At 70.2% G+C, this 25,980-nt stretch carries 29 protein-coding genes; 14 read left to right on the forward strand and 15 right to left on the reverse strand.

All coding sequences use genetic code 11. The features are described from left to right. A partial coding sequence (locus tag D8Y23_RS03955; RefSeq protein WP_164878134.1) for an EamA family transporter occupies positions 1-580 on the reverse strand: 580 nt, incomplete at its 3' end. A gap of 71 nt (positions 581-651) precedes the next feature. Between D8Y23_RS03955 and D8Y23_RS03960 the strand changes: the two genes are divergently transcribed. Further along, the gene (locus D8Y23_RS03960; protein ID WP_128216874.1) at positions 652-1,212 is read left to right on the forward strand and encodes a CGNR zinc finger domain-containing protein; all 561 of its coding nucleotides are present in this window, start codon (positions 652-654) and stop codon (positions 1,210-1,212) included. Here D8Y23_RS03960 and D8Y23_RS03965 read toward each other — a convergent pair. Beyond that, the gene (locus tag D8Y23_RS03965) at positions 1,209-2,093 is read right to left on the reverse strand and encodes an alpha/beta fold hydrolase (protein WP_128216875.1); all 885 of its coding nucleotides are present in this window, start codon (positions 2,091-2,093) and stop codon (positions 1,209-1,211) included. The two genes, D8Y23_RS03960 and D8Y23_RS03965, sit on opposite strands and share 4 nt — an antisense overlap. Positions 2,094-2,286: 193 nt before the next feature. On the opposite strand from D8Y23_RS03965, the gene D8Y23_RS03970 reads away from it, so the two are divergent. Continuing rightward, a complete protein-coding gene (locus D8Y23_RS03970) occupies positions 2,287-3,021 on the forward strand; it encodes an exonuclease domain-containing protein (RefSeq protein WP_128216876.1) in 735 nt (244 codons plus the stop codon). 79 nt (positions 3,022-3,100) lie between these two features. Beyond that, positions 3,101-4,609, forward strand: coding sequence for an HNH endonuclease signature motif containing protein (locus D8Y23_RS03975; protein ID WP_128216877.1), 1,509 nt, complete (start codon positions 3,101-3,103; stop codon positions 4,607-4,609). A gap of 273 nt (positions 4,610-4,882) precedes the next feature. On the opposite strand, the gene D8Y23_RS03980 is transcribed toward D8Y23_RS03975, so the two are convergent. From D8Y23_RS03980 to glgA, 3 genes are all read right to left on the reverse strand, one after another. Beyond that, positions 4,883-5,134, reverse strand: coding sequence for a type B 50S ribosomal protein L31 (locus D8Y23_RS03980; RefSeq protein WP_128216878.1), 252 nt, complete (start codon positions 5,132-5,134; stop codon positions 4,883-4,885). A gap of 122 nt (positions 5,135-5,256) precedes the next feature. Further along, entirely contained in the window at positions 5,257-6,042 is a 786-nt protein-coding gene (locus tag D8Y23_RS03985) for an ABC transporter ATP-binding protein (protein ID WP_128216879.1), read from the reverse strand. Positions 6,043-6,151: 109 nt separating this feature from the next. Further along, the gene (gene glgA, locus D8Y23_RS03990; RefSeq protein ID WP_128216880.1) at positions 6,152-7,342 is read right to left on the reverse strand and encodes a glycogen synthase; all 1,191 of its coding nucleotides are present in this window, start codon (positions 7,340-7,342) and stop codon (positions 6,152-6,154) included. A gap of 76 nt (positions 7,343-7,418) precedes the next feature. On the opposite strand from glgA, the gene glgC reads away from it, so the two are divergent. Beyond that, a complete protein-coding gene (glgC, locus tag D8Y23_RS03995; protein WP_128216881.1) occupies positions 7,419-8,663 on the forward strand; it encodes a glucose-1-phosphate adenylyltransferase in 1,245 nt (414 codons plus the stop codon). Between the two features lie 63 nt (positions 8,664-8,726). Here the strand turns inward: glgC and D8Y23_RS04000 are convergent, their stop codons facing one another. Next, the gene (locus D8Y23_RS04000) at positions 8,727-9,200 is read right to left on the reverse strand and encodes an S-ribosylhomocysteine lyase (RefSeq protein WP_128216882.1); all 474 of its coding nucleotides are present in this window, start codon (positions 9,198-9,200) and stop codon (positions 8,727-8,729) included. Between the two features lie 102 nt (positions 9,201-9,302). Between D8Y23_RS04000 and serB the strand changes: the two genes are divergently transcribed. Beyond that, a complete protein-coding gene (gene serB, locus D8Y23_RS04005; protein WP_128216883.1) occupies positions 9,303-9,944 on the forward strand; it encodes a phosphoserine phosphatase SerB in 642 nt (213 codons plus the stop codon). Positions 9,945-9,993: 49 nt separating this feature from the next. Next, positions 9,994-10,665: an alpha/beta fold hydrolase gene (locus D8Y23_RS04010; RefSeq protein ID WP_128216884.1), complete on the forward strand. Its 672-nt coding sequence runs from the start codon at positions 9,994-9,996 to the stop codon at positions 10,663-10,665. A gap of 18 nt (positions 10,666-10,683) precedes the next feature. On the opposite strand, the gene fabG is transcribed toward D8Y23_RS04010, so the two are convergent. Continuing rightward, complete coding sequence (gene fabG, locus D8Y23_RS04015) at positions 10,684-11,394, reverse strand: 3-oxoacyl-ACP reductase FabG (RefSeq protein ID WP_128216885.1); 711 nt, start codon at positions 11,392-11,394, stop codon at positions 10,684-10,686. Positions 11,395-11,536: 142 nt separating this feature from the next. On the opposite strand from fabG, the gene D8Y23_RS17200 reads away from it, so the two are divergent. From D8Y23_RS17200 to D8Y23_RS04035, 4 genes are read left to right on the forward strand one after another with little or no spacing between them, the layout of a single operon-like run. Beyond that, the gene (locus D8Y23_RS17200) at positions 11,537-12,103 is read left to right on the forward strand and encodes a DUF4190 domain-containing protein (protein ID WP_128216886.1); all 567 of its coding nucleotides are present in this window, start codon (positions 11,537-11,539) and stop codon (positions 12,101-12,103) included. A 42-nt stretch (positions 12,104-12,145) separates the two neighbouring features. Further along, complete coding sequence (locus D8Y23_RS04025; RefSeq protein ID WP_128216887.1) at positions 12,146-12,514, forward strand: DUF3099 domain-containing protein; 369 nt, start codon at positions 12,146-12,148, stop codon at positions 12,512-12,514. Further along, positions 12,511-12,717, forward strand: coding sequence for a hypothetical protein (locus D8Y23_RS04030; RefSeq protein ID WP_128216888.1), 207 nt, complete (start codon positions 12,511-12,513; stop codon positions 12,715-12,717). Before D8Y23_RS04025 ends, D8Y23_RS04030 begins: the two co-directional genes overlap by 4 nt. After that, positions 12,714-13,592 (forward strand): SURF1 family cytochrome oxidase biogenesis protein, encoded by an 879-nt coding sequence (locus D8Y23_RS04035; RefSeq protein ID WP_428844463.1) that lies wholly within the window; start codon positions 12,714-12,716, stop codon positions 13,590-13,592. The genes D8Y23_RS04030 and D8Y23_RS04035 overlap by 4 nt, the downstream gene beginning before the upstream one ends. Positions 13,593-13,646: 54 nt before the next feature. Here the strand turns inward: D8Y23_RS04035 and D8Y23_RS04040 are convergent, their stop codons facing one another. Next, positions 13,647-15,245 (reverse strand): ABC-F family ATP-binding cassette domain-containing protein, encoded by a 1,599-nt coding sequence (locus D8Y23_RS04040; RefSeq protein WP_128216889.1) that lies wholly within the window; start codon positions 15,243-15,245, stop codon positions 13,647-13,649. Positions 15,246-15,432: 187 nt separating this feature from the next. Here D8Y23_RS04040 and D8Y23_RS04045 point away from each other — a divergent pair, with 187 nt between their 5' ends. The 4 genes from D8Y23_RS04045 to D8Y23_RS04060 are packed head-to-tail and all read left to right on the forward strand — an operon-like array spanning position 15,433 to position 19,412. Beyond that, positions 15,433-16,467, forward strand: a complete 1,035-nt coding sequence (locus D8Y23_RS04045; protein WP_128216890.1) for an iron-siderophore ABC transporter substrate-binding protein — start codon at positions 15,433-15,435, stop codon at positions 16,465-16,467. Between the two features lie 25 nt (positions 16,468-16,492). Beyond that, positions 16,493-17,539, forward strand: a complete 1,047-nt coding sequence (locus D8Y23_RS04050) for a FecCD family ABC transporter permease (protein WP_128216891.1) — start codon at positions 16,493-16,495, stop codon at positions 17,537-17,539. Further along, the gene (locus tag D8Y23_RS04055; protein ID WP_128216892.1) at positions 17,536-18,582 is read left to right on the forward strand and encodes a FecCD family ABC transporter permease; all 1,047 of its coding nucleotides are present in this window, start codon (positions 17,536-17,538) and stop codon (positions 18,580-18,582) included. The genes D8Y23_RS04050 and D8Y23_RS04055 overlap by 4 nt, the downstream gene beginning before the upstream one ends. Continuing rightward, positions 18,579-19,412 carry an ABC transporter ATP-binding protein gene (locus tag D8Y23_RS04060; RefSeq protein WP_128216893.1) on the forward strand — a complete coding sequence of 278 codons (834 nt, stop codon included), beginning with the start codon at positions 18,579-18,581 and terminating at the stop codon, positions 19,410-19,412. Before D8Y23_RS04055 ends, D8Y23_RS04060 begins: the two co-directional genes overlap by 4 nt. A gap of 56 nt (positions 19,413-19,468) precedes the next feature. Here D8Y23_RS04060 and D8Y23_RS04065 read toward each other — a convergent pair whose 3' ends face one another. The 7 genes from D8Y23_RS04065 to sufB form a co-directional block, all read right to left on the reverse strand. Beyond that, entirely contained in the window at positions 19,469-20,398 is a 930-nt protein-coding gene (locus tag D8Y23_RS04065; RefSeq protein ID WP_128216894.1) for a siderophore-interacting protein, read from the reverse strand. 66 nt (positions 20,399-20,464) lie between these two features. Continuing rightward, complete coding sequence (locus D8Y23_RS04070) at positions 20,465-21,622, reverse strand: MalY/PatB family protein (RefSeq protein ID WP_128216895.1); 1,158 nt, start codon at positions 21,620-21,622, stop codon at positions 20,465-20,467. A 161-nt stretch (positions 21,623-21,783) separates the two neighbouring features. Then, positions 21,784-22,113, reverse strand: coding sequence for a metal-sulfur cluster assembly factor (locus tag D8Y23_RS04075; protein ID WP_013586729.1), 330 nt, complete (start codon positions 22,111-22,113; stop codon positions 21,784-21,786). A gap of 9 nt (positions 22,114-22,122) precedes the next feature. Further along, positions 22,123-22,893 (reverse strand): Fe-S cluster assembly ATPase SufC, encoded by a 771-nt coding sequence (sufC, locus tag D8Y23_RS04080; protein ID WP_128216896.1) that lies wholly within the window; start codon positions 22,891-22,893, stop codon positions 22,123-22,125. 20 nt (positions 22,894-22,913) lie between these two features. Then, complete coding sequence (locus D8Y23_RS04085) at positions 22,914-23,240, reverse strand: non-heme iron oxygenase ferredoxin subunit (RefSeq protein WP_128216897.1); 327 nt, start codon at positions 23,238-23,240, stop codon at positions 22,914-22,916. Further along, a complete protein-coding gene (sufD, locus tag D8Y23_RS04090; protein ID WP_128216898.1) occupies positions 23,237-24,430 on the reverse strand; it encodes a Fe-S cluster assembly protein SufD in 1,194 nt (397 codons plus the stop codon). Before sufD ends, D8Y23_RS04085 begins: the two co-directional genes overlap by 4 nt. Then, complete coding sequence (gene sufB / locus D8Y23_RS04095) at positions 24,431-25,849, reverse strand: Fe-S cluster assembly protein SufB (protein WP_128216899.1); 1,419 nt, start codon at positions 25,847-25,849, stop codon at positions 24,431-24,433. Positions 25,850-25,980 lie beyond the last annotated feature (131 nt).

The following is a 25,980-nucleotide window of genomic DNA, read 5'->3' on the forward strand; positions in this document are numbered from 1 at the left end:
GCGGCGGCAGCTGGTCGCCGGCTCGCGCGGCGATCACGAAGTACGCCGCCGCGCAGACCGCCGCGCACAGGGCGAAGACGGTCCCGAGCAGATCGAACCGTGCACCGCTGATGTCGACGACGAGCACGAGTCCGACCATCGCCACGATCGACCCGACGATCACGAGCGTCGACGGCGCGCGCCGTGTCCGCACCCACACCGCCACGACGAGGAGCACCGGCGCGATGTACTGGATGAGCAGGGCGACGGCGACGGGCATGCGCTGCATCGCGGCGAAGTAGAAGACCTGGCATCCGGCGACCGCCGTCAGACCGAACGCGACGATGAGCAGGCCGTGGCGGCGCAGGAACCCCGGCTGGCGGCGCAGTGCGCGGATGAGCGCGGGGGACAACAGGAGGGATGCCAATCCCATCCGCACGAGCAGGACCGCGCCGAGCGACCATCCGCCCTCGAGGAGCGGCTTGACGAACGGGCCGCTCGAGGAGAACGCCAGCGCCGAGCCGACCGCGATCGCGAGTCCGGTGACGGCACCGGATGCGCGGTGGGTCGGACGTGGGAGGGTGGCGGAGGAAGAAGTCATGCGAGCCCGCTGTCATGAGTCAATTACGTTTACACTCGTGACAGTAGAGCCTTCGCCTGTCAGGAGTCAACATGGTCTTCATTCGTGACACCGAGCTCGTCCTCCGCGCCACGGTCGAGCTGGTCAACACGCTCCCCCGCACCGAGACGACGGGGAGCGACGCACTGGTGTCGATGGACCAGCTCGACGACTTCGCGACCCGTCACGCCTACACCGGCTCGCGCACGCGCGACGACCGCGAGCTGGCGGCGGTACGTGGCATCCGGTCTCGCATCTACGAACTGTGGACCGTCGGCCGCGACGAGGCCGTGCCGCTGGTGAACGCGATGCTCCGCGACGGGAAGGCGCTCCCCCAGCTCGTGCGCCACGACGACTTCGACTGGCACATCCACGCGTCCGACCCGTCCGATGCCCTGGCCCAGCGCATGCTGGTGGAGACGGCGATGGCGTTCGTCGACGTCATCCGCGCCGACGAGTACGCGCGCGTCCGCGTCTGCGACGCCGATGACTGCAGCGGTGTCTACGTCGACTTCTCGAAGAACGGCTCGAAGCGCTACTGCGATGCGGGCAACTGCGGGAACCGCATGAACGTCAACGCGTATCGCCGACGCAAGGCGGACCAGCCGGTCTAGACGTTCGCGTCGTCGAGGAACGTGCGGATCGCGGATGCCGCCGCGGCCGGCGTCTCGTAGTGGATCAGGTGTCCGACGTTCGGGATCTCCACCAGCTCGGCGTCCGGGAACAGCGTCGCGAGATGACGTTCGGCTTCGATCGGGGTGATGTCGTCCTTGTCGGCCGCGATCAGGAGCGTGCGCTGCGCGATGCGGGGGGCGAACTCCCGCACGTCGTGCGACACGCTCGTCACGAACGCGTCGTGGAGAACGTCGCGGTCGGCGAAGCGGGAGAAGTACGTGTCGTGCTGCTCGTGCACGAACCGGCGCAGGTCGGGGTCGCGCGTCTTGGCCATGGCGATGCTCATGACACGGACGATCACCCCATTGCGCAGCAGCGCGTCACCGAGCGGACGGGGCAGGCGCGCTCCGGCGAGGTAGTAGAACACCGCGAGACGCGTGAGCACCCCGCGGGGCCCCTCCAGCGCGGGCGCGCCGATCGGGTTGACGAGGATCAGCCGCGGCGTCGCGAGCCCGCCCGCGACGGCCGCCGAGGCGACGATCGAGCCGAACGAATGTCCCAGCACGATCGCGCCCGGAGCCTCGGACTCGACGAACGCGCGCAGCCACTCCGCATACGCGTCGAGGTCGTGGGTGCGCCCGGGGAGCGGGGCCGTCTCGCCGAAGCCGGGGAGGTCCGGAGAGATCACCCGGATGCCGGGAAGGTGCGCCACCACGGGCTCGAGTCCGTGGTGCTCGCCGCGGAACCCGTGCACCGCGACGACCGTGGTGGCCGCGGCGTCGTCACCGTAGATCCAGTAGGCCGTCGTCGAGCCGAGGATCTCGGCCTCGCGCCGGGCGACCGGGATCGCCGCCAGGAGCGGGGCGTAGGGGTTCGGCATCCGTCGATTCTAGGCGGGGCGGGTGGACGCGCCGCGGTGCGGCTCGGGGGCGCGAGAACAGGCGGCGCGACAGAAACAGGGCGATTTGGCCGGAATCCGCCTGTTCCCGGCCCATCACCTGTTCCGCGCGCCTTCACCACCCGATTCGGTGCGCCTCGGGGGTCGTGTCGGTGACCCCCTCTACGGTGAGCGCATGACCACGTGGCAGGCCGAGCCGCTCCCGATGTTCCAGACCCCGGAGTGGGCGCGCGTCGTCGGGGTGTTCGACCTCGAGACGACCGGCGTCGACGTGGTGAACGACCGCATCGTCACGGCGCACGTCGGGGTCCTCGACGGCAGCGGGCACGTGATCGACGCACGCGACTGGCTAGCCGACCCCGGTATCGAGATCCCGGCCGGCGCGGCGGCGATCCACGGTGTCACGACCGAGCGGGCTCGCGCGGAGGGCGCCCCGGCGACGACGGTGGTCGCCGAGGTCGTCGAAGCCGTACGGGCGCTGCTCGACGCCGGTATCCCCGTCGTCGCGTACAACGCCCCGTTCGACTTCTCCATGCTCAAGTACGAGGCGCTGCGCCATGGCATCCCTCCGATCGAGGCGCCGTCACCGGTGATCGATCCGCTCGTCGTCGACAAGACCTACGACCGCTACCGCCGCGGTAAGCGCACGCTCACCCAGGTCGCGGCGCACTACGCGGTGCCGCTCGACGCCGCGCACGAGGCGTGCGCCGATGCGGTGGCCGCCGGGCGCCTCGCGCTCGCGCTCGCCGAACGCTACGCCGCGTGGCTCCCGCCGACCGTCGACGAGCTGCATACGCGCCAGATAGCGTGGGCGCGCGCGCAGGCGGCGAGCCTCACGGAGTACTTCGTGAGGATCGGGCGTCTGGATGCCACGGCTCCCCCGCTCGACGGGGCCTGGCCGATCCGCTGAGACGCGGTTCCGCTCACCGGTTCTGCGCCCGGCCTTCGCCGCCGGCGGCGATGTCGGACCCCCTCATTAGTGTTCGATCATGGAGTTTCCGGCACCCCCGAGCGAGCGGTCGCACTCCACCGACGCATGGTCCGGGATGCCGCGGCCCGGCGACGGCGTGCTCCAGTCGGACGCCGACACCGCATGGGCGATCGCGCTCGGACTCCTCGACGATGACGATCCGGAAACCGACTCAGGGTGCGCGTCATCCCACGGCCCGGCCGCGTTGCTCGATCGCCTGGAGGAGTCATGCGCCGCTCGACACCGGGTGACCGCCGCCGAGTACGACCTGATCTTCCGCATCCTGCAGGATGCGGCAGACGACCCCGACACGTGGGTCGGCCCCGACCCCACACTCGACGGCCTCTGGCACGACCCGCGCGGTCGTACGATCGCGGCCGTCCGGCGTGACCGCCTCGACCTGGCCGAACGAGCCGCTGTCGCCGAGATCGCGGTGCGTCTGCGCCTCGCCGAGCAAACGGTACGCACGCGCGGCGCGCAGGCGGCGGTCCTTCGCGAGCGCTGTGCTCGCATCTGGGCGGCGTTCACCGAGGGGCTCGTGTCCGAACGTCACGCCGTCGAGACCGCCCGACTCGCCGCCACGCTGCCCACCGAACCGGCGTCGTGGGAGGCGTTCGACACCGGCGCGATCGAGCGCGCATTGCGACTCTCCCCCGCGCGCTTCGCCACCTCGGCGCGGGCTCTGCGCGAGCGGGTGCACGCCGAGTCCCTCGAGACCCGCCATTGTCGCGCTCGCACCGACCGGGGCGTGTGGATGACCGCTGAACTCGACGGCATGGCGACGCTCACCGCGTTCCTTCCCGCCGATCGCGCCGCCGCCGCGATGAACCACCTCGACCGGACCGCACGCCATCTGGCCACGGCCGAGGGCGATGACCGCACGCTCGCGCAGCTCCGCGCCGACGTGTTCGCCGATCTGCTCGTGGGAGCCGGGCAACCCTCGGATGCCGCAGCCGACGCGCCACCGGCCACGGTGGATGCCGCGGGCCAAGACTCCCCCCAACTGGCGACCCCGCGGCCGACGCTCCGCGCCGCGGGCACCCCGACTGCACCCGCACGCCCCAGCGTCGTCGTGACGATCCCGGCCCTCACCCTGCTGGACGCCGACGACGCGCCGGCGACCCTCGATGGCTACGGCCCCATCGACCTCGACACCGCCCGTCGCCTCGCAGGCGAAGCGCCGTCGTGGATCCGCGTACTCACCCACCCCGTCACCGGGGTCCCCCTTGCCCTCGACCGGACGACCTACCGCGTACCGGCGGCCCTGCGGCGCTGGCTTGGGATCAGCTCACCGACGTGCGCGTTCCCCGGGTGCGGGCGCCCGGCGAGGGATTGCGACCTCGACCACCTGCACGCGTTCAGCGACGGCGGCACGACCGCCGACGACAACCTCGACCCCGAGTGCCGTCACCACCACCGCATGCGCCATGAGACGCGCTGGGCCGCGAGCCGCGACCCTGACACGGGCGACCTCGCGTGGACGACGCCGCTCGGCGCGCGGATCGACGCCGACCCGCCGCCGTTCTAGGTGCAGCACGTCTCGCCCGCCGGACCAGCGGGCCATGTGCGGGGTGCCAGCTCTGGTCTTCCGTGATGCCGGCTCCCCCACGCCGACCGCGCATAACCACCGCCGCCGCCGCGTTCGCTGGCGCGCCGCGCACCCCGTTGCCCGACGGCGCCCCTGCACCCTGCACGCCGGTCTGCCACGGCCACGGGAGGTTCCGTGCGAGCGCACCTCCCCCGGAAACCACGGAAGCCCCCATCCCGAAGGACGAGGGCTTCCGCCGAAGATCGCTGAGACTCAACGACCGCCGAAGTTCTTGAAGCGCTGGTTGAACTTCTCGACGCGACCGGCCGAGTCCATGATGCGCTGCTTACCCGTGTAGAAGGGGTGCGAAGCCGACGAGATCTCCACGTCGATGACGGGGTACTCGACGCCGTCGAGCTCGATCGTCTTGTCGCTCGTGACCGTCGAACGGGTGAGGAAGGTATCGCCCGAGCCGAGGTCGCGGAACACGACAGCCTTGTACGTGGGGTGGATGTCAGTCTTCATGGGAAGTCCTTTGAGAAGTGGTGCCCTGGATTCTGCCAGGACGGTCAAAGTCTGCGGCGCCGGAGGCACCAAAGGACGAGTCTACCAGGCCGGACGCCCGATCACGACGCCGGCCGCGGGGGTCAGGCCGAGGCGCGCGCCGCGTAGCGGCCGGCATCCTGGCTGAGGGTGATTTCGACCCCGAAGGTGGCGGTCAGGTTCTCGGCCGTGAGCGCCTCGGACAGGGGCCCGGATGCCACGACCTCGCCGTCACGCAGGAGCAGCACGTGCGTGAAGCCGACGGGGATCTCCTCGACGTGGTGCGTGACCATGATCATCGCCGGAGTCGTCGGGGCCTGCGCGTAGCCGGAGAGGAGGGCGAGGAGCTCCTCGCGCGCGCCGAGGTCGAGGCTCGCGGTCGGCTCGTCGAGGAGCAGCAGCTCGGGGTCGGTCATGACGGCCCGCGCGATCTGCACGCGCTTCTGCTCACCGTCGGACAGCGTCCCGAAGGTGCGGTCGGCCAGGTGGTCGAGGCGCCATTCGGCGAGGACGCGCAGCGCGCGGCGCTCGTCGATGTCGTCGTACTGCTCGCGCCAGCGACCGGTCACCGAATACGCGGCGGTCAGCACGACGTCGAGCACCGTCTCCTCCGGCGGTACGCGACGCGCCATCGCCGACGACGCGAACCCGATGCGCGGACGCAGCTCGAACACGTCCGTGCGCCCGAGACGCTCGCCGAGGATCGTCACCGTGCCCGACGTGGGGTGGATGAGCGTGTCTGCCAGCTGGAGCACCGTGGTCTTGCCGGCACCGTTCGGGCCCAGCACCACCCAGCGTTCATCGTCGGAGACGGTCCAGTCGAGGTGGGAAACGATGTCCCGGGCGTTCCGGCGGACGACGACGTCGGAGAACTCCAGAACCTGCGGCATGCGTCCAGCCTAACGGGCGGGACGGTCCGATCAGAGCGCGCCACCCCGCCTGGGGAGAGCCGCAGGAAACGCTGCCCCCGTACCGAAGCGCCCCGCGGCCGACGGCCGCCTACCGCCCCGCGACCTCCGCGTACAGCGCCGCCGTCGTCTGCGCGATCGCGGCCCAACTGAAGTCCTCGATCGCGCGCCGGCGTCCGGCCTCGCCGTACGCCCCGGCGCGCTCGGCATCCATCACGACCTCGGTGAGCACACGGGCGAGGTCGTCGACGAAGCGCTCGGGGTCGACGGGCGTTCCGGTGCCGTCCTGCACCTGCTCGATCGGAACGAGACGCCCGGTGACCCCGTCGACGACGACCTCGGGGATGCCACCGGTCGCGGTGCCCACGACGGCCGCGCCGCAGGCCATGGCCTCGAGGTTCACGATGCCGAGGGGCTCGTAGACGGACGGACACACGAAGGTCGTCGCCGCGGTGAGGATGGCGCACAGCTCGTGGCGGGGCAACAGCCGGTCGATCCACACGACGCCCTCGCGCGTCGCCTGGAGACCGCGGACGAGCTCCTCGACCTCGGCCAGGATCTGCGGGGTGTCGGGCGCGCCCGCGCACAGCACGAGCTGCACGTCGGGAGGCAGCTGCTCGGCCGCCCGCAGCAGGTAGGGAAGCCCCTTCTGGCGCGTGATGCGCCCCACGAACACCACCGAGGGCCGCGTGGGATCGATGCCGGCGGAGGCGAGGAACGCGTCGTCGGACACGGGATGCCACGCCTCGGTGTCGATGCCGTTATAGATGACGCGCACCTTGCCGGGGTCGAGCGACGGGTAGCTGCGCAGGATGTCCTGGCGCATGCCCTCGCTCACGGCGACGACCGCGGCCGCCCCCTCGTAGGCGGTCTTCTCGATGTAGCTGGACACGGCGTAGCCGCCGCCGAGCTGCTCGGCCTTCCAGGGGCGCAGCGGCTCCAGGCTGTGCGCGGTGACCACGTGGGGGATGCCGTGCAGCAGAGAGGCGAGGTGACCGGCGAAGTTCGCGTACCAGGTGTGGGAGTGCACGACATCGGCTCCGGCGACGTCCGAGACGATCTCGAGATCCGTGCCGAGCGTCTGGATCGCCCCGTTGGCGGAGGCGAGTTCCGCCGGCACCGCGTACGAGGTCGTGTCGGCCTCGTCGCGCGGGGCGCCGAACGCCCGCACCTGCACCTCGGTGCCCTCCGCGCGCAGCGCCCGGACCAGCTCGGTCGCGTGGACGCCCGCTCCCCCGTAGATCTCCGGCGGGTACTCCTTGGTGACGACATCGACGCGCATGAGACGAACCGTAGCGCAGCGCAACCCCCCGTGCGCGCCGGTTCCCGGGATCGCACCGGACCCCTAGGGTGGTGCCATGCCTGCAGCGCCGAAGGTCTTCGGAATCATCCTCGCCGGCGGCGAGGGAAAGCGACTCATGCCCCTCACGGCCGACCGCGCGAAACCGGCCGTGCCCTTCGGCGGCCAGTACCGCCTGATCGACTTCGCGATCTCGAACCTCATCAATTCGGGGCTCCGCCAGCTCGTCGTCCTGACGCAGTACAAGTCGCACAGCCTCGATCGCCACATCTCGCAGACGTGGCGCATGTCGCCGATGCTCGGCTCGTACGTGGCATCCGTCCCGGCCCAGCAGCGCCTCGGCAAGCGCTGGTTCTCCGGCTCGGCCGACGCGATCCTGCAGTCCATGAACCTCATCCGTGACGAGAAGCCCGACATCGTCGTCGTCATCGGCGCCGATCACGTGTACCGCATGGACTTCGCGCAGATGCTCGACGCGCACATCGCCTCGGACGCGCGGGCCACGATCGCCGGCATCCGTCAGCCCATCTCGCTGGCGAACCAGTTCGGTGTCATCGACACCGACCCGAGCGACCCCACGAAGATCCGAGAGTTCCTCGAGAAGCCCCAGAACCCCGAGGGCCTCGCCGATGCGCCTCACGAGGTGCTCGCGTCGATGGGCAACTACATCTTCGACGCCGATGCCCTCGTCGAGGCCGTCACGCACGACGGTGAACTCCCCACGTCCGCGCACGACATGGGCGGCGACATCGTGCCCTACTTCGTCAACCGCGGCGAGGCGGCCGTGTACGACTTCCAGCGCAACGACGTTCCCGGATCCACGCCGCGCGACCGGTCGTACTGGCGGGACGTGGGCACGATCGAGTCGTTCTATGACGCGCACATGGACCTGATCTCGACCCTGCCCATCTTCAACCTCTACAACGACGACTGGCCGATCTTCTCGCAGACCTTCAACGCTCCCCCGGCGAAGTTCGTGCGCGACTCGGTGGGCCGCATCGGCAACGCGATCGATTCGATCGTGTCGCTCGGATCGGTGCTGTCGGGCACGCATCTCGAGCGCAGCGTCGTGGGTCCCTGGGCGCTCGCCGGGGGTGGGTCGACGATCACCGACTCGGTGCTGTTCGACGGCGTCCAGGTCGGTGCGGGTGCCCGTATCCACCGCGCGATCCTCGACAAGAACGTCTCCCTCGCCCCGGGCGCGACGATCGGCGTCGATCGCGAGCGCGACCTCGCGCGCGGCTTCACCGTCACTGAGACGGGCATCACCGTCGTCGGCAAGGACGTCCGCGTCGACGGCTGATCAGGATGCCGGAAGGGGCGGTGACCGCGATGGTCCACCGCCCCTTCCGTATGAGAGCGCGCGTCAGACGCCGACGCGAGCGAACGCGTCGCGGCTGATGCCCTGCGACAGGACGCGCTTCGACCATTCGCGCGCGGAGTGGAGACTGTGGTCGCGGTAGTTGCCGCAGCTGAACGCGTCGGTACCGGGAACGTCGTCCCACTCGACGTCCTCCGCGATCGCACGGAGCGAATCTGCCACGGCCGTGACGACGTCGCCGAGATCCGGCTCGCCCCACATGATGAGATGGAAGCCGGTGCGGCAGCCGAAGGGCGAGATGTCGATCACGCCGTCGATCCGGTCGCGCAGGAGGCTGGCGAGCAGGTGCTCGATCGTGTGGATGCCGGCGGTCGGGATCTCGCCCTCGTTCGGCTGCACGAGCCGCACGTCGAAGTTCGAGATGACGTCGCCGCGCGGACCCGACTCGGTGCCGATCAAGCGGATGTAGGGGGCGAGAACGGCGGTGTGATCGAGCGTGAAGCTTTCGACATCGGCCATCGGGGAATCCTTTCAGCGGCGGGCACGTGCTCATCGAGCCTACGCACGGTGCTCGCGGCCGGGGCGGCGTGGGTCGTCGCGTGACCGGATAGGGTCGAGGCCGTGCCCGACACCGCTCGCTTCCTCGTCGTCCTGGATGCCGATTCCACCCTCATCCGCAACGAGGTGATCGAGCTCCTCGCCGACGAAGCCGGTCGTGGAGAAGAGGTGGCCGCAGCGACCGAGGCGGCGATGCGCGGCGAGGTCGACTTCGCCGACAGTCTGCGCTCGCGCGTCGCCGCGCTCGCGGGCGTGCCCGTGGCGGCGTTCTCGCGCGCGATCGCCCGCATCGAGCCGACCCCGGGCGTCCGCGAGCTGACCGCCGCGGTCCACGCCCGCGGAGGTGTCGTCGGTGTCGTCTCGGGCGGGTTCCACGAGGTGCTCGACACCGTCGCGCCCGACCTCGGCGTCGACGTGTGGCGGGCCAATCGGCTCGCCGTCGCCGACGGGACCCTCACCGGCCACGTCGAGGGACCGATCGTGGATGCCACGGCCAAAGCCGACACGCTGCGCGAGTGGGCCTCCGCCCACGGCGTGCCGATGCACCTCACGTTCGCGATCGGTGACGGCGCCAACGACCTGCGCATGATGGAGGAGGCGGGCCTCGGCCTGGCCTTCAACGCCAAGCCCGCCGTGCGAGCCACGGCCGACCTCGTGATCGGTCCCGTCGACCTCGCCGAGGTCATCGCGCTCCTGCCGCGCTGAGGACGAAGGTTCCTGCCGCGATGTCGGGGGTCCCGCGTATGGTCGCGCCATGGACGTCATTCTGGTACCGGGCCTGTGGCTCGATTCTTCGTCGTGGGATGCCGTGGTCCCCGCGCTCACCGAGGCGGCGCACCGTGTGCACCCGCTGACCCTCCCGACGCAGCCCGACGCCCGCATCCAGGACTGGATCGACGCGGTCGTCGAGCGGATCGACGCCGCGGCGGAACCCGTGGTCCTGGTCGGACACTCCGGCGGCGGCAACGTCGTCTGGGGTGCCGCCGATGCCCGGCCCGATCGGGTCTCGCGGGTGGTGTTCGTCGACACCCTCCCGCCACCACCGGGCGCGATGATCTCCGAGTTCCCCGTTCACGGCGGCGTCGTGCCGTTCCCGGGGTGGGAGTTCTTCGACGAGCCCGACATCGCCGATCTCGACGCGGAAACCCGCCGCCGTGTCGCCGCGGCCGCGATCGACGTACCCGGCGCGGTGCCGACAGACCCGGTCCCCCTGTCGGACGATCGGCGCTGGGGCATCCCCGTCACGGTGCTGTCGGGCCGGCTCGACGCCGATGGCATCCGGGAAACGCTGGCCGACTGGGGCGCGTTCGCCGACGAATTCGACGCGCTCCGCGATGTCGAGGTGGTCACGCTCGGTTCGGGGCACTGGCCGCAGTTCTCACAGCCTCGGTCCTTCGCCGAGAAGCTGAGCGCGGCCGAGCGCTGAGCGGGGGTCGTCGGGCCCTCAGTGCCCCATCCCGAGGCCCCCGTCGACCGGGATGACGGCGCCGGAGATGTACGCGGCGTCGTCGCCGGCGAGCCACGTGACCACGCCGGCGACCTCGTCCGGCGAGGCGAAGCGCCCGGCGGGGATGTTCTTCTTGTACTCGGCCTGGGTGTCGGCGGGGAGCTCGGCGGTCATGTCGGTCTCGATGAAACCGGGGGCGACCACGTTCGCGGTGATCCCTCGCCCGCCGAGCTCACGGGTGAGCGAGCGCGCGAATCCGACGAGCGCGCTCTTCGACGCGGCGTAGTTGATCTGTCCCGCCGAGCCGTACAGGCCGACGACGCTCGAAATCAGGATGACGCGCCCCCAGCGCGCCTTCAGCATGCCTTTGGACGCGCGCTTGACCACGCGGAAGGCTCCACCCAGGTTCGTCGAGACGACGCTGTCGAAGTCGTCCTCGCTCATCCGCAGCAGCAGCGTGTCCTTGGTGATACCCGCGTTGGCGACGACGACGGCGATGGGTCCGAGCTCGGCCTCGATCTGCGTGAACGCGGTATCCACGGCGGCGGCGTCCGTGACGTCGGCGCGCACGGTGAGCGTGCCCTCCGGCCCCTCGCCCGAACGCGCGGTGACCGCCACGCGCCACCCCTCGGCCACGAAGCGCTCGGCGATGGCTCGTCCGATGCCGCGGTTTCCTCCGGTGACGACGACGACGCGGTCCTGGGACATGTGAGACTCCTGCGGTGCGAGGGACGGAACCGGCCCAGCCTACCCAGGCTCCCCACCCGCCCGCCGCTGTCGCGGCGCGGGCCGTTTGACACGGCCTGCACCGCGCTGGAAGCCTGGGGGCAGCACGACGAAAGGGACGACCGTGAGCGACGACCAGAACCCCTCCCCGCGCAGCGCAGACGACACGCCCGCGTCCCCGGAGGCGGGCGGATACCCCGCTCCGCCGGCACCGCCCGTCCCGCCGTCCGCGAGCCCCGACGTGCCGCCCGCACCCATCCCCGCTCCGTCTCCGCACGAGACTCCCGCCGCGCCCTCGTACGACGCCGCGGCGTATGGACAGCCCGCTGCCCCCGCGTACGGCGCCCCGGCCCCCGGCGCCGCGCCGTACGGAGCCGCGCCGTACGGAGCCGCGCCCGGCGGCTACGGTTACGGCTCGACCGTCCGCACCAACGCCCTCGCGATCATCTCGCTCGTGGCATCCATCGCCGGGTTCCTGTGGATCGTCCCGGTCGTCGGCCCGATCGCCGGTGTCATCACCGGGCACATCTCGCTCGCGCAGATCAAGCGCACCGGCGAGAAGGGGCACGGCATGGCGCTCGCGGGCACCATCGTGGGGTGGGTGGGTATCGGGGTGCTCGTGCTCCTCGCTGTCACCCTCATCGTGGGCCTCTCGATCGCGGCGAGCAACTCATCTCGATACGGCGCCTAAACGCGTCCCGTCCCCGTGGGACGGGCGTACCCTGGGTTCACCGTGAAGACATCGCCCCATGCCCAGTCAGCGACGTCGCTCCCGCAGGCCCCGCGGGAGGACGCCGGATCCCGATTCACCAAATACATGGTGATGATGGGAATCCGCATCGCGTGCTTCGTCGCGATGGCGGTCGTGACCCCCTACGGCTGGTACACGTTCGTGTTCGCCGCCGGAGCGATCTTCCTCCCCTACCTCGCGGTCATCGTGGCGAACGTGGGACAGGACGCCGAGGTGTCCGCCGCTGTCAACCCGGAGCGCATGATCGAAGCGGCGCCGTCCGCGCCCGTCGCCCCGGCGGCGGAGGCGCCGAACGTCATCCGCATCACCGAGACCCCGCGGCTCGAGCAGCCGCGCGACGACCGGTCGTGAGCGACGCCCCCGTCGACTGCTCCCGCGCCGGCTGCCGCGCACCGGCCGAGTGGGCCATCCGGTGGCGCAACCCCCGGATCCACTCCGTCGACCGTCGCAAGACATGGGTCGCGTGCCCGGAACACGTCGGTTACCTGCGGGAGTTCCTGAGGGCGCGCGACTTCCCGGTCGAAGTCTCCGCCCTCGCCGGAGACCCGGCGTGAGCGCCCGCACGATGCCCGCGGCCGGTCGCTGGGCGATGTACGTCGGCGTCGCGATCCTCTTCGCCATCGCGTGCGCGTTCCTCTCGAACTGGCAGTTCCTGCGCAACGCCGAGCGCAACGAGCAGCTCCGTCTGGTCGCCGACAACTACGACGCAGCCCCCGTCGCCCTGGGAGACCTGCTCCCGCCGGGCGATGAGCTGTCACCGGGCGACGAGTGGCGTCCCGTGCGTCTCACCGGCCAATACCAGACCGACGACGAGCTTCTCGTCCGCAACCGCGCCCACGGCGGGTCCGCGGCGTACGAGGTTCTCGTCCCGCTCCGGCTCGACGAGGGGCGTGTGCTCCTCGTCGACCGCGGCTGGTTGCCGCCAGGCTCCCGTCAACCAGAACCGGATGCCATCCCCGCACCGCCGAGCGGACAGGTCGAGGTCGTCGTGCGCCTGCGTCCCGGCGAGCCCGTCCCCGCGTCCGGTCGCACCGCCGAGGCAGGACAGGTGCCGACCATCAACCTGGGGCTGGTCGCGGAGCAGACGGGACCCCTGGAACAGGGAGCGTACGGTCTGCTGGTCTCGGAGAGCCCCGCGCCCGCCGAGGCACCGCTGCCGATCGACCCGCCCGACGACGACCCCGGTCCGCATCTGTCGTACGCGATCCAATGGATCCTCTTCGCCATCATGGGCTTCGGATTCATCGGCTACGTCATCGTGAGCGAGCGCCGGATCCGCCGGGAGGAGATCGAGGAAGCGCGCGAACGCGGCGAGGAACCGCCTGCTCCCACCCACGCGAAGCTCGATCCGCTGGCCGCGCACCGCGGACGCAAGCGCCCGCGCGACCGGGATGCCGCCGACGAGGACGCCCTGCTCGACGCGCACTGACGCCGCGCCGCGGCGCGGCATCCTGGTGTCGGGCGTTCGGCCGACCCGACCGACCTACGCCAGCGTCACCAGGTCGGCGTAGTCGCGGCCCCAGATGTCTTCGACGCCGTCGGGGAGGATGAGGACGCGCTCGGGGTTCAGCGCCTCGACCGCGCCCTCGTCGTGCGAGACCAGCACGACCGCACCCTCGTAGTGCGCGAGCGCGCCCAGGATCTCCTCGCGGGAGGCGGGGTCGAGGTTGTTGGTCGGCTCGTCGAGCAACAGCATGTTCGCCGACGACACGACCAGCGTCGCGAGCGACAGACGCGTCTTCTCCCCGCCGGAGAGCACGCCGGCGGGCTTGAGCACGTCGTCGCCGACGAACAGGAACGATCCGAGCACCTTGCGCGCCTCGGTCGCCGTGATGTCGGGCGCGGCGGACATCATGTTGTCCAGCACCGACCTCGTGACGTCGAGGTTCTCGTGCTCCTGCGCGTAGTAGCCGATCTTCAAGCCGTGCCCGGGCTCGAGTTGGCCGGTGTCGGGCTGGTCGACACCCGCGAGAATGCGCAGCAGCGTGGTCTTCCCCGCACCGTTGAGCCCGAGGATCACGACGCGCGACCCCCGGTCGATCGCGAGGTCGACGTCTGTGAAGATCTCCAGCGACCCGTACGACTTGGACAGACCGGATGCCATGAGCGGGGTCTTGCCGCACGGGGCCGGCTTGGGGAAGCGGAGCTTGGCGACGCGCTCGTCCTGACGTACGTCGTCGAGGCCCTTGAGCATCTTCTCGGCTCGGGCCACCATCTGGTGCGCGGCGGCCGCCTTCGACGCCTTCGCGCCGAAACGGGCGGCTTGCTGCTGCAGGGCCGTGGCCTTCTTCTCGACGTTGGCGCGTTCCTTCTTGCGGCGCTCCTCGTCGGCCACCCGCTGGCGCAGGTAGTTCTTCCAGTTCATGTTGTAGACGTCGATGACCTGGCGGTTGGCATCCAGGTAGAACACGCGGTTCACCGTCTCGCCGACGAGTTCCACGTCGTGCGAGATCACGATCAGCCCGCCCTTGTACCCCTTGAGGAACTCGCGCAGCCACACGACGCTGTCGGCGTCGAGGTGGTTCGTCGGCTCGTCGAGGATCATCGTCTGCGCGTCCGAGAACAGGATGCGCGCGAGCTCGATGCGGCGGCGCTGACCGCCCGAGAGGGTCTTCAGCGGCTGGTCGAGGATGCGGTCCGGCAGCGAGAGGTTGTGGGCGATGGATGCCGCCTCGGCCTCCGCCGCATACCCGCCCTGGGCTTCGAATCGCTCGGTGAGATTGGCGTACTTCTTCATCGCCTTCGCGGCGACCGCGGGGTCGTCGCTGCCCATCGCGAGCGAGGCGTCGTGCATTCCGAGCGCGAGCGTGCCGAGCCCGCGGGCGTCGAGGATGCGCGTGCGCGCGAGCATCTCCGGGTCACCGGAGCGCGGGTCCTGCGGAAGGTACCCGAGCTCGCCGCTGCGGTCGACGCCTCCCGCCGCGGGGAGCAGATCACCGGCGAGAACCTTGGTCAGCGTCGTCTTCCCGGCACCGTTGCGGCCCACGAGGCCGATCTTGTCGCCGTCCGAGACGCGGAACGACACCTCCGACATCAGCACGCGCGCGCCGACGCGGATCTCGAGATCGTGCACGGCGAGCACAGCAGACGTCCGTTCGCTAGAGGAAAGGGAGGGGCGGCCGAGGATGGCCAGCCACCCAGTATACGGCGAGCGGGGATTACCTCACCGTCGAACGGTTCGACGGGGCGAATGGCATCCGGGTTTGCGGTGGACGACGAGCCGTGATCTAAACTAAGCCTATCCTTACCTAACCCGCAGGAGGTCCTCTGTGTCCCGTTTCCGCGCGCTGGCTGCTCTCGCCGCCGCCACGGCCCTCGTCCTGACCGGCTGTGCCGGCACCTCCGCCGCCCCCGGCGCATCGGAGGGTTCCACGACCGCGGACGGAACCTTCCCGCTCACGCTCACCAACGTCTTCGGCGACACCACGCTCGAGACCAAGCCCGAGCGCGTCGTCACAGTCGACTGGGGCAACCAGGACGTCGCGCTGGCTCTGGGCGTCGTCCCGGTGGCGATGCCCAAGGTTACCTACGGCGACGAGGACGGCGACGGGCTGCTGCCCTGGACGAAGGACAAGCTCGCCGAACTCGGCGCGGAGACGCCCGTTCTCATGGACGAGACCAACGGCTACGACTACGAGGCGATCGCCGACGCGCAGCCCGATGTCATCCTCGCCGCCTACTCCGGCATGACCCAAGAGCAGTTCGACACCCTCAGCAAGATTGCGCCGGTCGTGACGTACCAGGATGTCGCCTGGGGCACCACCTGGCAGGACATGACCCTGCTCGACGGCACGGCCCTCGGGTTGAAGGACGAGGCCGAGAAGCTCGTCGCCGACAAGGAGCAGCACATCGCGGACGAGGCGGCAAAGTACCCGGCCCTCGCGGGGAAGAAGTCACTGCTGACCTACTTCGACCCGACGGACCTGTCGACGCTCGGCTTCTACAGCACGCTCGACCCGCGCGTGGGCTACCTCCAGGAGCTAGGGCTCGTCCCCTCGTCCTACGTCGCCTCGCAGTCGGAAGGCTCCGATACGTTCTGGTTCACGCCCAGCACCGAGCAGATCGAGAACTTCGCCGACGTCGACATGATCGTCGCCTACGGCGACGACAGCACGCTGGCGGCCATGCAGGCCGACCCGCTGCTGTCGAAGATCCCCGCCGTCGCCAGCGGGGCGGTCGCCATCGTCACGGGCGGCTCCACACTGTCCTCCGCCATCACCCCGACTCCCCTCAACATCGGCACGAGCTACGGCGACGAGTACATCGGGCTGGTCGGGGCCGCGGCATCCCAGGCCTCGTCCTGATGCACGCCCTCGACGTCGCGGCGCGATGACCCTTCTCGCTCCGACCCCGACCGCCCCCGGTGACGCGCGACCGCGTCGCCGGGGGCGGCGCCGAGTCGTCGGCCTCATGGTCCTGGTCGCGGTGCTCGCTGCCGCCGCCGTGCTGTCGGTGACCTTCGGGGCGCGCGACGTCAGCGCCGCGGACGTGTGGGCCGGCCTGTCCGGCTCGATTGACACCGCGTCCGCCGCCGCCGTCGCCAAGCGCGTCCCGCGGACACTCCTGGCGATCCTGGTCGGAGCCGCACTCGCGATGTCGGGGGCGGTGCTGCAGGGAGCCACCCGCAATCCGCTCGCCGACCCGCAGATCCTGGGGATCAACGGTGGAGCGGGCCTGGCGATCGTCATCGGCATCGCTTTCTTCGGCCTCGGGTCGGCGACCTCCTACATCTGGGTCGGGATGATCGGAGCGGGAGCGGCCGCCGTCATGGTCTACGCCGTCGGCTCGCTCGGTCGCGGCGGTGCGACTCCCCTGCGGCTGGCGCTCGCCGGTGCGGTGACCGCCGTGGCCTTCAGCTCGGTCACGAGCGCGATCCTGCTCCCCCGGATCAACGTCATGAACGAGTTCCGTTTCTGGCAGATCGGCGGCGTCGGCGGCGCGACAGTCGACGCGATCCTCCAGGTGCTGCCATTCCTGGCCGTGGGACTCGTCGTCTGCCTCGCGAGCGCCACGGCGCTGAACACCCTCGCTCTCGGCGACGAACTGGCCGCCGGCCTCGGCGCCCGCGTGCGCACGGCCCGGCTAGTCTCGACCGCGGGCGCCGTCATCCTGTGCGGCGCCGCCACCGCGGTCGCCGGCCCCATCGGCTTCGTCGGGCTGATCGTTCCGCACATGATCCGTCTCGTCGTCGGCGTCGACCACCGGTGGCTCCTCCCCCTCTCCGCGCTCGGCGGAGCCGCGCTCCTCACCCTCGCCGACGTCATCGGCCGCGTCGTGGCCCGTCCGGAAGAGATCGAGGTCGGCATCGTGACGGCCCTCGTCGGCGCGCCCCTCTTCATCGCCCTCGTGCGCCGACAGAGAATGCGTGCCCTGTGAGCGCGACAACCCTCCCCGCGCTCTCCGCCGTCACCGCGGGGCGGCTGCGCCGACGTCGGCGCTGGACCGTGGTCACCGGCATCCTGGCCCTTCTCATCCTGGTCGCGTTCATGCTGTCGCTCATGCTCGGCCAGACCTTCTACTCCCCCGCCGCGGTGTGGGGCGTCCTCACCGGCCAGTCCGTGCCCGGCGCGTCGTTCACCGTCGGTGAGCTGCGCCTCCCCCGCGCGACGACCGCGCTGTTCACGGGACTCTGCTTCGGCATGGGCGGCGTCGTGTTCCAGACGATGCTGCGCAACGCCCTCGCCAGCCCCGACGTCATCGGAATCAACACCGGGGCGAGCGCCGCCGCCGTCATCGGCATCGTGGTTCTCGGGCTGGGCGAGACGACCGTGTCCTTTCTCGCGATGGCCGCCGCGCTCGCCGCCGCACTGACGATCTACCTCCTGGCCTACCGCGACGGCGGGTCGGGGGCCCGGCTCATCCTCGTCGGCATCGGCGTCGCAGCAATGTGCCAGGCCGTGGTGTCGTACGTCATCGCCCGCGCCGCCGAGTACGATCTCCCCGCCGCGATGCGGTGGATCACCGGCAACCTCAACGACGCCACGTGGGACCGCGCCCTGCCCGTCGTCGGTGCCGTCGTCATCCTCGGTCCGGTGCTGCTGGCCCTGGCCCGCCGGTTGGAGATCCTCCGGGTGGGCGACGACACCGCCGCCGCCCTGGGGCTCCCCGTCGAACGCAGCCGCCTGCTGCTCATCGTCGCCGCGGTGGGACTGCTCGCCTTCGGCACGGCGGCCGCCGGACCCATCGCGTTCGTGTCGTTCCTGGCCGGACCGATCGCCGTCCGCATCCTCGGTCCGGTCGGCTCGCCCGTGCTTCCCGCGGGACTCGTGGGCGCACTCCTCGTGCTCGTCGCGGACTTCTGCGCGCAGTACGCGTTCGGCACGCGCCTGCCGGTGGGTGTCATCACCGGCGTGCTCGGCGCGCCCTATCTCATCTACCTGCTCGTCCGCAGCAGTCGATCCGGAGGCACCACGCTATGACGACCCAGCGCACCCTGCAGGCCGAAGCCGTGACCCTCGGCTACGGCGACCGCACGATCGTCGACGCCCTCGACCTGCGACTGCCCCCGGGCCGCGTCACCACCATCGTGGGGGCCAACGCGTGCGGCAAGTCGACGCTGCTGAAGGCGATGGCCCGCCTCCTCGCCCCGGCCGGCGGTCAGGTCCTGCTGGACGGCAAAGCGATCCACCGGATGCCGACGAAACAGGTCGCGCGGGTCCTCGGACTCCTCCCGCAGTCGCCGGTGGCCCCCGACGGCATCGCCGTGTCCGATCTCGTCAGCCGCGGACGCCATCCTCACCAGGGCGCGCTGGCGCGGTGGACGCGCTCCGACGATGACGCGGTCGCCCGTGCCCTCGAGGCCACCGACACCGCGCATCTCGCCGATCGACACGTCGACGAGCTCAGCGGCGGCCAGCGCCAGCGCGTGTGGATCGCGATGGCGCTCGCCCAGGAGACCGACGTCCTGCTGCTCGACGAGCCGACCACGTTCCTCGACATCAGTCACCAGATCGACGTGCTCGACCTCTTGACCGACCTCAATCGGCAGCGCGGCACGACCGTGGCGATGGTCCTGCACGATCTCAACCTCGCCGCGCGGTACGCCGACCACCTCGTCGCGATGGCGGGCGGCCGCGTCATCGCCGCGGGAGACCCGGGCGATGTCATCACCGAGCCGATCGTGCGCGAGGTGTTCGGCCTCGACTCCCGCGTCGTGCCCGACCCTCTGACCGGCCGCCCGATGGTGATCCCGATCGGTCGGCACCACACGATCGTCGAGCCGGAGCAGATCGACGCCGAACGGGTCTAGGCCCGACGGGCCGCGCGGTGACGCGGCGCGGGCTTACGGTGCGCACACGCCCGTGATCAGGCCGTGCGCTCGACCTGTCCGGCGCGCCAGTAGCCCATGAAGGCGACGCGCTTGCGGTCGACGCCGCACCCCTGCACCAGCAGGCGCCGCAGCACCTTGACGGTCTGCGACTCCCCCGCGATCCACGCGTAGAACTCGCCCTCGGTGTCGGCGGGGCTGTCCCACAGCAGGTCGACGTCGACATCGATGTCCTCGAGCTCCTGCGGGCGGGGGGCCGCCGCTCGAGCCAGGACTTCACGGGATGCCATGGTCCAGGCCTCGACGGCTTCGATCAGCGCCTCGCCGTGGGGGCGATCGTCACGCGCGAGCCAGCGCACACGGCCCGCCCCGGCGGAGACGGGCAGCGCGTCGTCGACGCTCGGCACCTCGATGAAGGCATCCACGACGAACCCCGGGCCGAGACCCTCGAGGATCGCGCAGATCGCGGGCGCGGCCGTCTCGTCGCCGGCCAGGAGCAGACGCTGCGCGGTTCCGGGATGGAAGTCGATGCCCTGCGCCGACTCGGGGCTGCGCGCATCCGGGCCGACGACGAGGATGCTGTCGCCGGTGGTGGCGCCCTCGGCCCAGGCCCCGGCGGGGCCGGCATCGTGGTGCAGCACGAAGTCGATGTCGAGCTCGAGCGCCTCGGGGTCGACCCGTCGCACCGTGTAGGTGCGGAACGGCATCCGTTCCTCGTCCGGGAGGTCGCGCCAGCGCGTGTACCACTCGCCGTTGTTGATCGCCGCCGGGTCGGTCTGCCCGATGTCGCACAGCGTGCCGTCGGGTCCGGGGAGCACGATCTTCACGCGCTGGTCGCGGCGGTCGGTGCCGAAGACCTCGAAGTCGGGCGACGTGAAGGTGATGCGCGCGAAGTGCGGAGACAACCGGCGGGCGTGCTTCACCACGGCGACGTACGGGCGGTAGGCGGGACGCGTGGCTGTCTTCACCCGATAAGGATATCCTTACCTATCCTTCGATGCCAGGCGGCGGACCTCGGAAACCCCGGGACCGAACTACTCCACGAGAGTCGCCGTGCGCGTGATCGCCTCGCGCAGCACGTCCGGGGAACAGCCGAAGTTGATGCGCACGTGCCCCGCACCCTCGGCGCCGAAGTAGGGGCCGAGGTGGAACGCGACCTTCGCCTCGCGTCGGATCTTGCCCGCGGGGTTGTCGCCCCAGCCGTACGCCGACAAGTCGACCCACGCCAGGAAGCCGGCATCCGGGATCCGATACCGTGCGAGCGGCAGGTGCTCCGCGAGCAGCTCGGCGAGCAGACGTCGGTTGCCGTCGAGCGCCGCGCGCAGACCATCGAGCCACCCGTCGCTCTCGGGCGCGAAGGCCGCCACGGCGGCGCGCGCCCCGAACAGCCCGGTGCGCCACTCGACCTCGGCGGGCAGCCCGGCGACCACGGCGGTCCTGTCGTCGGCGGCCGTGACCATCAGCGCGCATTTCAGCCCCGCCAGATTGAACGCCTTGCTCGCGCTCACGAGCGCGAAGCCGACGCGCCGGGCGGCATCGGAGGCCGCCAGGAACGGCGTGAACTCCGCACCCGGGTGAATCAGCGGCGCGTGGATCTCGTCGCTCACGACGACGGCCCCGTGCTCCTCGGCGATCTCGGCGAGACGCACCAGAGACTCCCGGGAGTGCGCCGTCCCGGTCGGATTGTGCGGGTTGCAGAGCAGCACCGCACGGGCACCGGATGCCAGCGCCCCCGCGATCTGGTCGAGGTCGAGCTCCCACACCTCCCCCGTATCGCGAAGCGGCACGCGCTCCACCACACCCCCGGCCTCGGGGACGCAGTCGTAGAACGGCGGATACACCGGCGGGGTCACCACGACCCGATCACCCGGCGCGATCGTGCCGCGCAGGATCTCGACGACGCCCATCATCACATCGCACGTGCTGCGCACCCGCGCCGGGTCGAGGGTCCATCCGAACCGCCGCTCCGCGAACGCGGCGTAGGCGCGGGCCAGACCCGGGTCGGGCGGGGTGTACCCGGTATCGCCCCGCTCGATGAGAGCGGCCAGTTCGCGCGTGATCGCGGGGGCGAGCGGGAAGTCGGTCTCGGCGACGAACAGGGGCAGCACGTCGACGGGGTATGTCCGCCACTTCGAGCTGCTCCGCTCCCGCAGGCGCTCCAGCGGAAGGGCTTCCAGAGGAGTAACGCTCATCCTGCGAGCCTAATCAGCGGGACCGCCCCGAGGGAGTCGCGCGTCAGACGGGGAAACACGAACGCCCACCCCGGGAGGGGTGGGCGTTCGGAGAACTCGGGAATTCGAGTCGCGGAGCCGATGGCGCAGAGCCGGAGGCGGATCCGCGTCGTGCGCTGCGTTCAGATCGCGAAGCCGAGGGCGCGCATCATGTCGCGGCCGTCGTCGGTGATCCGCTCGGGTCCCCACGGCGGCATCCACACCCAGTTGATGCGGAAGCGATCCACGACGTTGTCGAGGGCCTGAGCGGTCTGCTCCTCGAGCACGTCGGTGAGGGGGCACCCCGCCGACGTCAGCGTCATGTGGATGACGAGGGCGTCGTTCTCGTCGTCCCACGCGAGGTCGTAGATCAGCCCCAGGTCGACGACGTTGATCCCCAGTTCGGGGTCCATGACGTCCTTCAGGGCCTCGGTGACCTCGTCGTATTTCTCGGGAGCGAGCGTTGCGGTCATGTAACGATCTTACGCGTCGACCGGGCTGCCGGCTTCGAGGAAGCGGTCGTAACCCTCTTCCTCGAGTCGGTCGGCGAGCTCGGGGCCACCCTCTTCGACGATCCGGCCCTTCACGACGACGTGCACGAAGTCGGGGCGGATGTAGCGGAGGATGCGGGTGTAGTGCGTGATGAGGAGGACGCCGAGGTCGGTCTGCTCCTTCGCTCGGTTCACGCCCTCCGACACGATCTTGAGCGCGTCGACGTCCAGGCCCGAGTCGGTCTCGTCGAGGACCGCGATCTTCGGCTTGAGCAGCTCCAGCTGAAGGATCTCGTGACGCTTCTTCTCGCCGCCCGAGAAGCCCTCGTTGACGTTGCGCTGCGCGAAGACGGCATCCATGCGAAGGTTCGCCATGGCGCCCTTGACGTCCTTGGTCCAGGACCGGATGGCCGGAGCCTCGCCGTCGATCGCGGTCTTCGCGGTCCGAAGGAAGTTCGTCACGGTGACGCCCGGGATCTCGACCGGGTACTGCATCGCGAGGAACAGGCCCGCGCGCGCACGCTCGTCGACGCTCATCTCGAGCACGTCCTCACCGTCCAGGGTGATGGAACCGCTCGTCACGGTGTACTTGGGGTGACCGGCGATCGTGTACGCCAGGGTCGACTTGCCGGAGCCGTTGGGGCCCATGATCGCGTGGGTCTCACCGGTGCGCAGCGTCAGCGTCACGCCGTTGAGGATCGGGGCCGTGCCGGCATCCGTCTCGACCGTCACGTGGAGGTCGCGGATCTCGAGGACAGACATGGTGTTCCTAACTCGGTAGTTCAGAGAGATTTCGTGACGGCGGGGTCGATGAGCACGTCGTCTCCATCGATCACGACCTCGTACACGGGGACCGGCTCGTACGCCGGCAGGTTCAGGGGGCGACCCGTGGTCAGCGAGAACGCCGAGCCGTGGGCCCAGCATTCCAGCGTCTCGCCCTCGACGAAACCGTCCGAGAGCGAGATGTCGCCGTGGGTGCAGACGTCGCCGATCGCGTGGACGTCGCCGTTGCCATCGAGAACGACGGCCATGGCGACACCGCCGACCTCGACGCGGCGGGCCTCGTCCTGAACGAGCTCGCTGAGCCCGCAGACGCGCGTGGCGCTCACGCCGCGGCTCCGTCGGCGAGCTCGCGCTCGATCGCCTCGATGAGCTCGGTCTCGAGCTCGGGGATGCCGATGCGCTGAACGATCTCGCTCAGGAACCCGAGCACGACGAGGCGTCGCGCCTCGTCTTCGGCGATACCGCGCGCCTGCAGATAGAACAGCTGCTCGTCATCGAACCGACCCGTCGCACTGGCGTGCCCGGCACCCTGGATATCGCCGGTCTCGATCTCGAGGTTCGGGATGGAGTCGGCGCGCGCGCCGTCGGTGAGCACGAGGTTGCGGTTCGCCTCGTACGAGTCGGTGCCCGTGGCATCCGGTCCGATGAGCACGTCGCCGATCCAGACGCTTCGGGCACTCTCGCCCTGCAGTGCCCCCTTGTAGAGCACATCGCCGACGGTGTGCGGACCCTTGTGGTGGAGGTAGACCTGCGACTCCAGGTGCTGGCCGGCGTCGGCGAACGACAGGCCGTAGAGGCGACCCTCGGCACCCGCGCCCGCGAGTTCGACCGACGGGTTGACGCGTACCACTCCCCCGCCGAAGCTCACCACGACGTGCGTCAGCTTGGCGTCGCGGTCGACGCGCGCCTGGTGCGACGAAGCGTGCACGGCGTCGTCGTCCCACCGCTGCACCGACACGACGGTCAGTTCGGCGCCGTCGCGCACGAGGATCTCGACGTTCTGCGCGTGGTGGGCGGTGCCCTCGTGCCGCAGCACCACGGTGCCGCGCGAGTTCGGCTGCGCCTCGATGACCACGTGCGCGTGCGCGAGGCCGCCCGTGCCGGTCAGCCGCACGACGATCGGCTCGTCGAGCTCGACGTTCGCCGGGATGCGCAGCAGCGGAGCCTCGGGCTCGTGCGTCCATGCGAGCGCGGCCGTCCGGTCTTCGGGTCGGAAGTGCTCGCCGCGAGGCGCCTGACCGGCGCCGAGACGGAGCTGCTCCACGGCGTCGGGCGCGGTGACCTCGACGCGCATGATCCCCTCGGGGCCGGCTTCGTCCGCGAACAGCGGGCGGAGCCGATCGATCGGGCTCAGCTTCCAGTTGACCTCGCGGCCGGTGGGGGTACCGAAATCGTTCGGGTCGAACGAGGTCGGACGCTCCGACCGCGTCTGGACGGGGACGACGGATGCCACCAGCGCGGCAGGGTCGATATGACCCTCCGCCGCACCGGCAGGGGTCTGGGTCGCAGTCGTCATTTAACCGACGGATCCTTCCATGCCCATCTCGATGAGCTTGTTGAGTTCGAGGGCGTACTCCATCGGCAGCTCGCGGGCGATCGGCTCGATGAAGCCGCGCACGATCATGGCCATGGCCTCGTCCTCGGGAAGTCCGCGGGACTGCAGGTAGAACAGCTGCTCCTCGCTGACCTTCGAGACGGTGGCCTCGTGACCGAGCTGCACGTCGTCGACGCGGATGTCGATCGCGGGGTACGTGTCGGAGCGCGAGATCGTGTCGACCAACAGCGCGTCGCAGCGCACCGTGTTCGCGGAGTGGTGGGCGTTGGCATCCACTCGTACTTCTCCGCGGTAACCGGCACGACCGCCGCCGCGGGCGATCGACTTCGACACGATCGACGACTGCGTGTAGGGCGCCATGTGGATCATCTTCGCGCCGGCGTCCTGGTGCTGACCGGGGCCCGCGAAAGCGACCGAGAGCGTCTCGCCCTTGGCGTGCTCGCCCATGAGGTAGATCGACGGGTACTTCATCGTCACCTTGGAGCCGATGTTGCCGTCGACCCATTCCATGGTCGCGCCCTCGTGGGCGACCGCACGCTTCGTCACGAGGTTGTAGACGTTGTTCGACCAGTTCTGGATCGTCGTGTAGCGCACGCGGGCGTTCTTCTTCACGATGATCTCGACCACGGCCGAGTGCAGCGAGTCGCTCTTGTAGATCGGCGCGGTGCAGCCCTCGATGTAGTGCACGTAGCTGTCTTCGTCCGCGATGATCAGGGTCCGCTCGAACTGACCCATGTTCTCGGTGTTGATGCGGAAATACGCCTGCAGCGGGATCTCGACGTGCACGCCCTTGGGAACGTAGACGAACGAGCCGCCCGACCACACGGCCGTGTTCAGCGCCGCGAACTTGTTGTCGCCGGCCGGGATGACGGTGCCGAAGTACTCCTCGAAGAACTCGGGGTGCTCGCGCAGCGCCGTGTCGGTGTCCATGAAGATGACACCCTGCTGCTCGAGGTCCTCGCGGATCTGGTGGTACACGACCTCGGACTCGTACTGGGCGGCGACACCGGCGACGAGGCGCTGGCGCTCCGCCTCGGGGATGCCGAGCTTCTCGTACGTGTTGCGGATCTCCTCCGGGAGGTCCTCCCACGTCTGCGCCTGCTTCTCGGTCGAGCGCACGAAGTACTTGATGTTGTCGAAGTCGATCTCCGACAGGTCGGCACCCCACGTGGGCATGGGCTTGCGACCGAAGAGGTCGTACCCCTTCAGACGCGTCTTGAGCATCCACTCGGGTTCCGACTTCAGTGCGGAGATGCCGCGCACGACGTCTTCGTTGATCCCGCGCTGCGCGATCGCGCCCGCGGCATCCGTGTCGTGCCAGCCGAATTCGTATTGCCCCAGGCTGTCGAGCTCAGGTCGGTCGATGAGTACATCGGACATGGTGGTCACTCTCCTTCTCGGGCCTCAACGGTGTCATCCGCCCCGACATTCCGCTCGAGACTCCGGTTGGAGTCTCAGGAACATCGCTGGTGGGCCCGCTCGAAGGCGCTGGCTGCGCGCCTAGACTGTCA

This window comes from Microbacterium enclense (assembly GCF_004022425.1).
In the GTDB taxonomy this organism is placed as follows: domain Bacteria; phylum Actinomycetota; class Actinomycetes; order Actinomycetales; family Microbacteriaceae; genus Microbacterium; species Microbacterium enclense_A.

Bases quoted from the DNA above. Each gene is read 5' to 3' on its own strand.
- fabG (WP_128216885.1), bottom strand. From the start codon at position 11,394: ATGTCCCAGGACCGCGTCGTCGTCGTCACCGGAGGAAACCGCGGCATC.
- D8Y23_RS04060 (WP_128216893.1), top strand. From the start codon at position 18,579: ATGACGACCCAGCGCACCCTGCAGGCCGAAGCCGTGACCCTCGGCTAC.
- D8Y23_RS03980 (WP_128216878.1), bottom strand. From the start codon at position 5,134: ATGAAGACTGACATCCACCCCACGTACAAGGCTGTCGTGTTCCGCGAC.
- D8Y23_RS03970 (WP_128216876.1), top strand. From the start codon at position 2,287: ATGACCACGTGGCAGGCCGAGCCGCTCCCGATGTTCCAGACCCCGGAG.
- sufB (WP_128216899.1), bottom strand. From the start codon at position 25,849: ATGTCCGATGTACTCATCGACCGACCTGAGCTCGACAGCCTGGGGCAA.
- D8Y23_RS04075 (WP_013586729.1), bottom strand. From the start codon at position 22,113: ATGACCGCAACGCTCGCTCCCGAGAAATACGACGAGGTCACCGAGGCC.
- glgC (WP_128216881.1), top strand. From the start codon at position 7,419: ATGCCTGCAGCGCCGAAGGTCTTCGGAATCATCCTCGCCGGCGGCGAG.
- sufC (WP_128216896.1), bottom strand. From the start codon at position 22,893: ATGTCTGTCCTCGAGATCCGCGACCTCCACGTGACGGTCGAGACGGAT.
- D8Y23_RS04010 (WP_128216884.1), top strand. From the start codon at position 9,994: ATGGACGTCATTCTGGTACCGGGCCTGTGGCTCGATTCTTCGTCGTGG.
- D8Y23_RS03960 (WP_128216874.1), top strand. From the start codon at position 652: ATGGTCTTCATTCGTGACACCGAGCTCGTCCTCCGCGCCACGGTCGAG.
- D8Y23_RS04050 (WP_128216891.1), top strand. From the start codon at position 16,493: ATGACCCTTCTCGCTCCGACCCCGACCGCCCCCGGTGACGCGCGACCG.
- D8Y23_RS03975 (WP_128216877.1), top strand. From the start codon at position 3,101: ATGGAGTTTCCGGCACCCCCGAGCGAGCGGTCGCACTCCACCGACGCA.
- D8Y23_RS03985 (WP_128216879.1), bottom strand. From the start codon at position 6,042: ATGCCGCAGGTTCTGGAGTTCTCCGACGTCGTCGTCCGCCGGAACGCC.
- D8Y23_RS03965 (WP_128216875.1), bottom strand. From the start codon at position 2,093: ATGCCGAACCCCTACGCCCCGCTCCTGGCGGCGATCCCGGTCGCCCGG.
- D8Y23_RS04000 (WP_128216882.1), bottom strand. From the start codon at position 9,200: ATGGCCGATGTCGAAAGCTTCACGCTCGATCACACCGCCGTTCTCGCC.
- sufD (WP_128216898.1), bottom strand. From the start codon at position 24,430: ATGACGACTGCGACCCAGACCCCTGCCGGTGCGGCGGAGGGTCATATC.
- glgA (WP_128216880.1), bottom strand. From the start codon at position 7,342: ATGCGCGTCGATGTCGTCACCAAGGAGTACCCGCCGGAGATCTACGGG.
- D8Y23_RS04070 (WP_128216895.1), bottom strand. From the start codon at position 21,622: ATGAGCGTTACTCCTCTGGAAGCCCTTCCGCTGGAGCGCCTGCGGGAG.